Genomic DNA, 5647 nt, shown 5'->3' with positions numbered 1-5647 from the left:
CATCAGAACCCCCGCGATCCCCCCAGATCCCCCTCCAAGAGTCCTGATGCCAAGTACGACCCGCGGACCACGGGAAGGGTTGCACGCCGTCTTGAGAAATCTTCAAGACGGCTTCCGGGTGCCGACGAAACGGGTCGGACGTAGCGTTTCAGGCATGACCGAAGACTCTGCTACGACCTTCCACGACGACATCCTCGACGAGCTGGGCGACGCCAAGGTCCAGGAGATCGCGGGCCTGCTGGGGACGGACGAGGCGGGCGCGAGGGAGGTCGTGGGGACGACGGCCTCGGCGCTGTCCGGCGAGGCGGCGGCCGCGGAGCCCCCGACGATCGAGACGCCTCCGGAGGCTCCGCTCCAGGGCGTGGCCACGCTGGGCGGTTTCGCGACCGGCGGGCTCATGGCCGGGGTGCTGGCGAAAGCGGCCAGGCCGGTGGCGAACGCGGTGGCCAAGAAGACGGGGCTGCCGCCGGCGACCGCCGCGCGGGTCGTCGAGATGCTGATCCCGGCCGTGCTCGCGGTGCTCACGAAGCGGGCGGCAAAGAAGAAGTAACCCGTGCGGTGCGGGCGTTGGCCGGCCGGTACGGCATACTCCTGACCTCCTGCCCCACCCCGGATCGAACGGGGTGGGGCAGGGCTCAGGGGTGTGTGGGTGCGGGGTGGCCGGCGTCAGCGGACGGTGACCGAGACACCCTTGGACACGGCGGCGCCGTCCTTGACGCGCAGGACCTGGACGCCCTTCTTCTGGAACTTGTCGGTCAGCTTGTAGGCGCTGTGGTTGACCTTGGCGGTCACGGGCAGCGACTTCCACGTCGGGCCGGACTTGACCTGAAGCGTCACCTTGCTGCCCTCCTTCAGACCGGCGGTCTTGCCGGTGAAGGTGACCGCGTCACCGAGCTTCACGGCGGCATGGTTGGCCTTGACGGTGATGCTCGGCGCCGGGGCGGCGACGGCGGCGGTGGTGCCGACGGCGACGAGGGCCGCGGAGACGACGGAGACGGCGGCGGTACGCACGTTCACAGATAACTCCTTGTTTTGTTTCTTTGAATTACTTCTCTTATGCGCCTCTCAGGCTTCTCTCATACAAGAGAAAGCCCGGAAGACCGCGCTTCCGGGCTTTCTCCCGGTCCCGCGGCGAGCACGATCCTACAGACATGACCTGGGGAGATACGGTTCCGGAAAGCTCCGAAAAACCTAAATCGACAGGCTGGTCACAGGAATAGCACGCACCGCACGGACCCTGATCTGCATTTATAAAAATAAGCTGTGTGAAGGTGACTCTCACATTCCGACTACCGGATCACGTGCTCCACGAACCGTGCCGCCGTCTCGGCCAGCACCTCGCGTCCGTCCCGGGCCCACAGGCCGTCGTTGAACAGCTCGACCTCGATGGGACCGGTGTAGCCCGCCGCCTCGACGTACGACAGCCACTCCCGCATGTCGATCGCGCCGTCCCCGATCTGCCCGCGGCCGTTGAGCACGCCCTCGGGCAACGGGGTGGTCCAGTCGGCGAGTTGGAAGGTGTGGATACGGCCGCCCGCGCCCGCCCGGGCGATCTGCTCGGGCGCCCGGTCGTCCCACCAGATGTGGTACGTGTCGACGGTGACGCCGACCTGCTGGGCGGGGAAGCGCTCGGCGAGGTCGAGGGCCTGGGTGAGCGTCGAGACCACGCAGCGGTCGGAGGCGAACATGGGGTGCAGCGGCTCGATGGCCAGCCGTACGCCCCGCTCCTCGGCGTAGGGCCCCAACTCTCCCAGCGCGTCGGCGATCCGCTCCCGCGCGCCGTGCAGGTCCTTGGAGCCGGCGGGGAGACCACCGGACACCAGGACCAGGGTGTCCGTGCCCAGGGTGGCGGCCTCGTCCACGGCCCGGCGGTTGTCGTCGAGGGCGCGGGCGCGTTCGTCCGGGTCGATCGCCGTGAAGAAGCCGCCCCTGCACAACGTTGTCACCGTGAGGCCCGCGCCGCGGACCAGCTTCGCGGTCTCCTCCACGCCGTACGACTGGACCGGCTCGCGCCAGAGGCCGACGCCGGGGACGCCCAACTCCAGGCAGGTGTCGACCAGTTCGGGCATCGACAGCTGCTTGACCGTCATCTGGTTGATGGAGAAGCGGGAGAGGTCGGCGGCGCTCACTGGTTCACTCCGTACAGGGCGAGCAGGTTCTTCATCCGTTCCTCCGCGAGCTTCGGGTCGGGGAACAGGCCCAGGCCGTCGGCGAGTTCGTAGGCGCGGGCGAAGTGCGGGAGGGAGCGGGCGGACTGGAGGCCGCCGACCATCGTGAAGTGCGACTGGTGGCCCGCGAGCCAGGCGAGGAACACCACGCCCGTCTTGTAGAAGCGGGTCGGTGTCTGGAAGAGGTGGCGGGACAACTCGACGGTGGGGTCGAGGAGTTCGCGGAAACCAGCCGTGTTCCCGGTGTCCAGGACGCGGACCGCCTCCGCCGCCAGCGGGCCGAGCGGGTCGAAGATGCCGAGCAGGGCGTGGCTGAAGCCCTGGTCGTCGCCCGCGATCAGCTCGGGGTAGTTGAAGTCGTCGCCGGTGTAGCAGCGCACGCCCTGCGGCAGTCGGCGCCGGATGTCGATCTCCCGCTGAGCCTCCAGGAGCGACACCTTGATGCCGTCGACCTTGTCGGGGTGCGCGGCGATGACTTCGAGGAACGTGTCGGTGGCCGCGTCGAGGTCCGGCGAGCCCCAGTAACCCTCCAGCGCCGGGTCGAACATCGGGCCCAGCCAGTGCAGGACGACCGGTTCGGACGCCTGGCGGAGCAGATGGCCGTAGACCTCCAGGTAGTCCTCGGGGCCCTTCGCGACGGCCGCGAGCGCGCGGGACGCCATCAGGATGGCCTGCGCGCCCGACGCTTCGACGAGGGCCAACTGCTCCTCGTACGCGGCCTGTACGTCGGCCAGGGACTTCGGGTCGGTGAGCTGGTCGGTGCCGACGCCGCAGGCGATCCGGCCGCCGACCGCCTTGGCCTCGGCGGCACTGCGGCGGATCAGCTCGGCCGCGCCCGCCCAGTCCAGGCCCATGCCGCGCTGGGCGGTGTCCATCGCCTCGGCGACACCGAGCCCGTGCGACCACAGGTGGCGGCGGAAGGCGAGGGTGGCGTCCCAGTCGACGGCGGCGGGCGAGTCGGGGCTCGTGTCGGCGAAGGGGTCGGCGACGACGTGCGCGGCCGAGAACACCGTACGAGAGGTGAAGGGGGTGCCGGAGGTGACGGCGAGGGGTTCGGGGCGGGGTTCGTATGCCCGCAACCCGCCCTTGGAGTCCGGGAGTTGGATGGTCACAGGGTGATCTCCGGTACGTCGAAGCGGCGGCCCTCGGCGGACGACTTCAGGCCCAGCTCGGCGAGCTGGACACCGCGGGCGCCGGCCAGGAGGTCCCAGTGGTACGGGGCGTCGGCGTAGACGTGGCGCAGGAACAGCTCCCACTGGGCCTTGAAGCCGTTGTCGAAGTCGGTGTTGTCGGGGACTTCCTGCCACTGGTCGCGGAAGACCTCGGTGGCGGGGAGGTCCGGGTTCCAGACCGGCTTGGGGGTGGAACTGCGGTGCTGGGCCCGGCAGTTGCGCAGACCGGCGACGGCCGAGCCTTCGGTGCCGTCGACCTGGAACTCGACGAGTTCGTCGCGGTTGACGCGGACGGCCCAGGAGGAGTTGATCTGGGCGATGGCGCCGCTGTCGAGTTCGAAGATGCCGTAGGCGGCGTCGTCGGCGGTGGCGTCGTAGGGCTTGCCGTTCTCGTCCCAGCGCTGCGGGATGTGGGTGGTGGCGATGGCCTGGACGGACTTGACGCGGCCGAACAGCTCGTGGAGGACGTACTCCCAGTGCGGGAACATGTCGACGACGATGCCGCCGCCGTCCTCCGAGCGGTAGTTCCACGACGGGCGCTGGGCACTCTGCCAGTCGCCCTCGAAGACCCAGTAGCCGAACTCGCCCCGGATGGACAGGATCCGGCCGAAGAAGCCGCCGTCGATGAGCCGCTTGAGCTTGAGCAGGCCCGGGAGGAACAGCTTGTCCTGGACGACGCCGTGCTTGATGCCGGCGGCGTCGGCGAGGCGGGCGAGTTCCAGGGCGCCCTCGAAGTCGGTGGCCGTCGGCTTCTCGGTGTAGATGTGCTTCCCGGCCGCGATCGCCTTCTTGAGCGCCTCCTCGCGGGCCGAGGTGACCTGGGCGTCGAAGTAGATCTCGACGGTCGGGTCGGCGAGGACCGCGTCGACGTCCGTGGAGACGTTCTCCGGGTCCAGCCCGTGCTGCTCGGCAAGCGCCTTCAGCGCGTGCTCGCGGCGGCCGACGAGGATCGGTTCCGGCCACAGCACCGTACCGTCGCCGAGGTCTAGACCACCCTGCTCGCGCAGTGCGAGGATCGAGCGGACGAGGTGCTGTCGGTAGCCCATGCGCCCGGTCACGCCGTTCATGGCGATACGCACCGTCTTGCGTGTCACGTGTTTCCCTTCGTCCGCATGCGTCTCACCGCATGTCTCAGCGCATGTTCCGATTGCAGCAAGCGCTTTCTATATATGCAGAAGCTAGCCTTTGCCCACTGGTCTGTACAAGACCGTGATGGGGTCGAGTTGTTCGAGGGGGCGAACGGCGGGGATGGATGGCCTTATCGTCTGCTCGGACGGGGGCTTCCTTTGAGCAGCCTATGTACAACGGCGTACGACACGATGCGCGACCGGAGGACGAACAACATGACGGTGACCCTGGCGGACGTGGCGGCCCGCGCCCAGGTCTCCCCCGCGACGGTGTCGCGCGTACTGAACGGCAACTACCCGGTCGCGGCCACCACGCGCGAGCGGGTCCTACGGGCGGTCGACGAGCTCGACTACGTGCTCAACGGTCCCGCGAGCGCGCTGGCCGCGGCCACCTCCGACCTGGTCGGCATCCTGGTCAACGACATCGCCGACCCCTTCTTCGGGATCATGGCGAGCGCGATCCAGGCCGAGATCGGGGGGCCGGGGGGCCGCGCGGGCGGGGAACGGCTAGCGGTGGTGTGCAACACGGGCGGCTCCCCGGAACGCGAGCTGACGTACCTGACCCTGCTGCAACGGCAGCGGGCGGCGGCGGTCGTGCTGACCGGCGGCGCGATGGAGAACGCGCCGCACGCGGCGGCGGTCGCGGCGAAACTGCGGAAGCTGGGCGAGGCCGGGACGCGGGTGGTGCTGTGCGGACGGCCGCCGGCGCCGGACACGGGGGCGTTCGCGCTGACCTTCGACAACCGCGGGGGCGGCCGGGAACTGACCGAGCACCTGATCGACCTCGGCCATCGCCGGCTCGGCTACATCGCGGGCCCGGAGGAACGGACGACGACGCGGCACCGGCTGGAGGGCCACCGGGAGGCGCTGGCCGCGCACGGCATCGTGGAGGATCCGCGCTGGACCGTTCATGGCCGCTACGACCGGCGGTCGGGGTACGAGGCGACGCTGGAGCTGCTGCGGCGGGATCCGTCGCTGACCGCCGTCGTCGCGGCGAACGACTCCGTCGCGGTTGGGGCGTGTGCGGCGCTGCGGGAGTCGGGGCGGCGGATTCCGGACGACGTCTCGGTCGCCGGGTTCGACGATCTGCCGTTCAGTGTGGACGCGGTGCCTTCGCTGACGACAGTGCGGTTGCCGTTGTCCGAGGCCGGGGCTCGGGCGGGGCGGATCGCCATGGGGC

General features: G+C 69.6%; 6 protein-coding genes. 2 read left to right on the top strand and 4 right to left on the bottom strand.

Going from position 1 to position 5647, the window contains the following annotated elements; translation table 11 throughout:
* The first annotated feature begins 154 nt into the window (after positions 1–154).
* Positions 155–550: a DUF937 domain-containing protein gene (locus tag AC31A1_RS45750; RefSeq protein ID WP_489658986.1), complete on the top strand. Its 396-nt coding sequence runs from the start codon at positions 155–157 to the stop codon at positions 548–550.
* A 116-nt stretch (positions 551–666) separates the two neighbouring features.
* On the opposite strand, the gene AC31A1_RS45745 is transcribed toward AC31A1_RS45750, so the two are convergent.
* The 4 genes from AC31A1_RS45745 to AC31A1_RS45730 form a co-directional block, all read right to left on the bottom strand.
* Positions 667–1017: a hypothetical protein gene (locus tag AC31A1_RS45745; protein ID WP_489658985.1), complete on the bottom strand. Its 351-nt coding sequence runs from the start codon at positions 1015–1017 to the stop codon at positions 667–669.
* Between the two features lie 272 nt (positions 1018–1289).
* On the bottom strand, positions 1290–2090 hold the full coding sequence (locus tag AC31A1_RS45740) for a sugar phosphate isomerase/epimerase family protein (protein WP_489658987.1): 801 nt from the start codon (positions 2088–2090) through the stop codon (positions 1290–1292).
* 35 nt (positions 2091–2125) lie between these two features.
* Positions 2126–3280: a dihydrodipicolinate synthase family protein gene (locus tag AC31A1_RS45735; protein WP_489658984.1), complete on the bottom strand. Its 1155-nt coding sequence runs from the start codon at positions 3278–3280 to the stop codon at positions 2126–2128.
* Complete coding sequence (locus AC31A1_RS45730; RefSeq protein WP_489658983.1) at positions 3277–4434, bottom strand: Gfo/Idh/MocA family protein; 1158 nt, start codon at positions 4432–4434, stop codon at positions 3277–3279. The genes AC31A1_RS45735 and AC31A1_RS45730 overlap by 4 nt, the downstream gene beginning before the upstream one ends.
* Before the next feature lie 249 nt (positions 4435–4683).
* On the opposite strand from AC31A1_RS45730, the gene AC31A1_RS45725 reads away from it, so the two are divergent.
* Positions 4684–5647, top strand: a 964-nt coding sequence (locus AC31A1_RS45725) for a LacI family DNA-binding transcriptional regulator (RefSeq protein ID WP_489658982.1), incomplete at its 3' end; no start/stop codon positions are given.

The sequence above is a fragment of the Streptomyces sp. P5F9 genome (genome assembly GCF_057961495.1).
This window is presented reverse-complemented; position numbering and strand designations above follow the sequence as displayed.